Origin of the sequence: uncultured Olegusella sp. (genome assembly GCF_947253395.1) — a bacterium.
Lineage (GTDB): Bacteria > Actinomycetota > Coriobacteriia > Coriobacteriales > Atopobiaceae > Olegusella.
This window is the reverse complement of sequence record NZ_CAMXYY010000147.1, coordinates 1-3,091: the sequence shown is the minus strand read 5'-3', so window position 1 is coordinate 3,091 and position 3,091 is coordinate 1. Positions and strand designations below refer to the sequence as shown.

Below are 3,091 nucleotides of genomic sequence, written 5' to 3'. Positions count from 1 at the left end.
GAATCTTGTCAGTGGGAATCTGCATGCTAATAATCTTAGGCGCAGATTCTTTGGTTTCCTCACGAACAGCGGGAACAGCGTCGAGCATAGCATCAAGGATATGCATACGGCCCTCATGAGACTGCTTAAATGCCTGACGGAAAATCTCAGGAGTAAGGCCAGTTGCCTTATTGTCCATCTGCATAGCCGTGATGCCCTTGGTGGTACCACAGACCTTAAAGTCCATATCACCGAGGAAATCCTCAACACCTTGGATGTCAGTTAGGACAACGGTCTTGCCCTCTTCTTGAATAAGTCCCATTGCAACACCAGAAACAGGACGCTTGATAGGTACACCGGCGTCCATCAAAGCCAAAGTGGAACCGCAGGTAGAAGCCATGGAAGAAGAACCATTGGACTCCATAACCTCAGAAACCACACGGATGGCATAGGGGAAATCATCCTCAGAAGGAATAACGGGACGCAAAGCACGCTCTGCCAGAGCACCATGACCAATCTCACGACGCTTGGGCGAACCCATACGACCAGTCTCACCCGTGCAGAAGGGTGGGAAGTTGTAGTGGTGCATATAGCGCTTGCCCTCAAGAGGATCAATGGTATCAAGGCGCTGCCACTCATTGAGCATGCCTAAGGTGCAGATAGAAAGCACCTGGGTCTGGCCACGCTGGAAAAGACCTGAGCCATGCACCAAAGGCAGATAGTTGCCTTGTATAAATAGAGGACGAACCTCGTCGCAAACACGGCCATCAACACGCTCACCAGTCTCAACAACCATCTGACGCATGGCGTGTTTTTCGAGCTGCTTGAGCTCACTGGTGATGGCTCGACTCCACTCGCTTTGCTCCTCAGGACTAAACTCGTCCTTGATTTGCTCCTTGAGCTCATTGACCTGAGCCTCGCGAATTTCCTTATCTGAACTCTTAAGGGCAATCTTCATTTCATCCATATGCGCGCTAATACGCTCTTGGACCTCAGGAATAGGTTCATCAAGCACATACTCACGAACAGGGAACTCACCATTAAGTTCAACACATTTAGCAAAAAACTTGTGCTGCTCTTCACAGAAAGCAGCAATAGCCTGCTGACCAAAGGTCATTGCAGCAAGCATGTCCTCCTCAGAAATCTCGTCGGCACCAGCCTCCAACATGGAAATATAGGTGGCAGAACCAGCAAGCTCAAGGTCGAGGTCAGAATTGTCCTGCTCCTCAAATGTTGGGTTGACGATAAATTCACCCGTATCACGATTGCGACCGATACGAACACCTGCCAGAGGACCCTCAAAAGGTACACCGCCAACAGTTAAGGCAGCACTAGCACCCATGATAGAGATGGTGTCAACGCCGTGAACTTGATCGGCCACCAAAGGCATTGCAACAACCTGAACTTCATTGCGGAAACCATCAGGGAAAGATGGACGCAAAGGGCGGTCAATCATACGTGCAGTCAGAGTAGCCCTCTCACTAGGACGAGCCTCACGCTTGAGATAGCCACCAGGAATACGACCTACTGCATACATCTTTTCAATAAAATCAACAGTCAGAGGGAAGAAGTCGTAGTCTTTACGCTCCTTCGAAACGACCACCGTCACATTAACGATGGAATTTCCGCAACGTACGAGACACTGCCCTGTTGCCTGCTTGGCGAGCTCGCCCGTCTCGAAACAATAGTGCTTGCCGTAGAGGTCAAACTCGTGTGTAACCTTTGTCATTCTTTTCCCTTGTCTCCGCCTACCCCTTGTAGACGGGCCGCTTTGTAGGAAGAAACCTTTTCGTTCAACCTACAGGACCGCATCCTGCGACCCTTCATAACAGCAAGAGAGCGCCCGCAGGCGCTCTCACGATTGCCGAACTATGAGCTACTGAATATTGTCGCGAATACCAAGGCTCTTAATAAGCTCACGATACTTCTCAATATCGCCAGCCTTGATATAACCCAGCAGACGACGACGCTTACCAACGAGCATCAAAAGACCACGACGCGTGTGATAGTCCTTTTTATGGGATTTCATGTGCTCGGTCAGGCTCTTGATACGCTCAGTAAGCAGAGCAACCTGAACCTCAGCCGAACCAGAGTCCTTCTCGTCCTTGCCGTACTGAGCAATAATCTCAGCCTTGCGCTCCTTGCTTGTAGCCATACGACGTTCCCTTCTTCTAAAAAATTCGCCTCAAACTGAGATAGCCGTCCGGGAAAGACGGGCTTCTAAGTTAGAGGTACGGACCGATTAAGGATAGCACTGAATTTGTTTTATGCAGCTTAAGAGAGGATTTTCTTAGTATACTCTCAGTTTTTCCACGAACGATTTACAGACCGAGGAAAAACTCTCCTGCCCGCAGGCGACATTCCAGCTGAGAACTTGCCCAGCTATGTGCAAGTAGCGCAAGACGCAACGCCAAAGTATCGGTCATAGATGCCGTTAACAACTGATCAAACGTCAAGCTGATAAGAGAGCGCAGCCATGAAATTTCTTCTTTACTGAATTCTTCTGCACCTGCAATACTTTGCGCACAACTAGAACACAGCACCCCACCTGTCGCAGCAGAAAATCTGCTCACCGCAAAATCCCCGCAGGCAACACAACTATCAAGCTCAGGACGCCAGCCGCAGTGTGAGAGCAACTTAATGCTAAAAGCTGCAACCACCAATAACAGATGTGCTCTATCCTCTGCCTCCTCACAGGCCCGCAATGCACGCGAACATATGGGATATAAATAAGGGTCGGGTGCATCTTCATAGCAGTTGTGCAAACTAAGCTCACTGACTGCAGAAGCAGCGCTCACTCGAGCTAAATCACCGCGCAGGCCCGCATGTGCATCAACAGTAGTTGCTTCAGACACAATGCCCAGACTGCGTCCTTCTGTAATCAAAAAATCAGACTCACAAAACAGCTCAGAACGCGCAGCTAGACGTCCCCCTGGCTTGCGTGCCCCCTTGGCTACTGCACGCAGCTGCACACCAGTTTCTCCAAGAAGAGTAAGAATGAGATCCTGCTCCCCTAGCTTGGTGGTGTCTAGTACCAGGGCTCGAGTACGTTTGGTGCGTCTACCTGCCATAACTACTCATCAACTACCAAACCGAGTCGAGAAATTTCAGT

At 49.9% G+C, this 3,091-nt stretch carries 3 protein-coding genes; all 3 read right to left on the bottom strand.

Going from position 1 to position 3,091, the window contains the following annotated elements; all coding sequences use genetic code 11:
* A partial coding sequence (locus Q0X25_RS08140; RefSeq protein ID WP_298581093.1) for a polyribonucleotide nucleotidyltransferase occupies window positions 1–1,708 on the bottom strand: 1,708 nt, incomplete at its 3' end.
* Window positions 1,709–1,855: 147 nt separating this feature from the next.
* Window positions 1,856–2,134, bottom strand: a complete 279-nt coding sequence (rpsO, locus tag Q0X25_RS08135) for a 30S ribosomal protein S15 (RefSeq protein WP_298581090.1) — start codon at window positions 2,132–2,134, stop codon at window positions 1,856–1,858.
* Between the two features lie 166 nt (window positions 2,135–2,300).
* Window positions 2,301–3,050: a DNA repair protein RecO gene (gene recO / locus Q0X25_RS08130; protein ID WP_298581051.1), complete on the bottom strand. Its 750-nt coding sequence runs from the start codon at window positions 3,048–3,050 to the stop codon at window positions 2,301–2,303.
* Window positions 3,051–3,091: the final 41 nt, after the last annotated feature.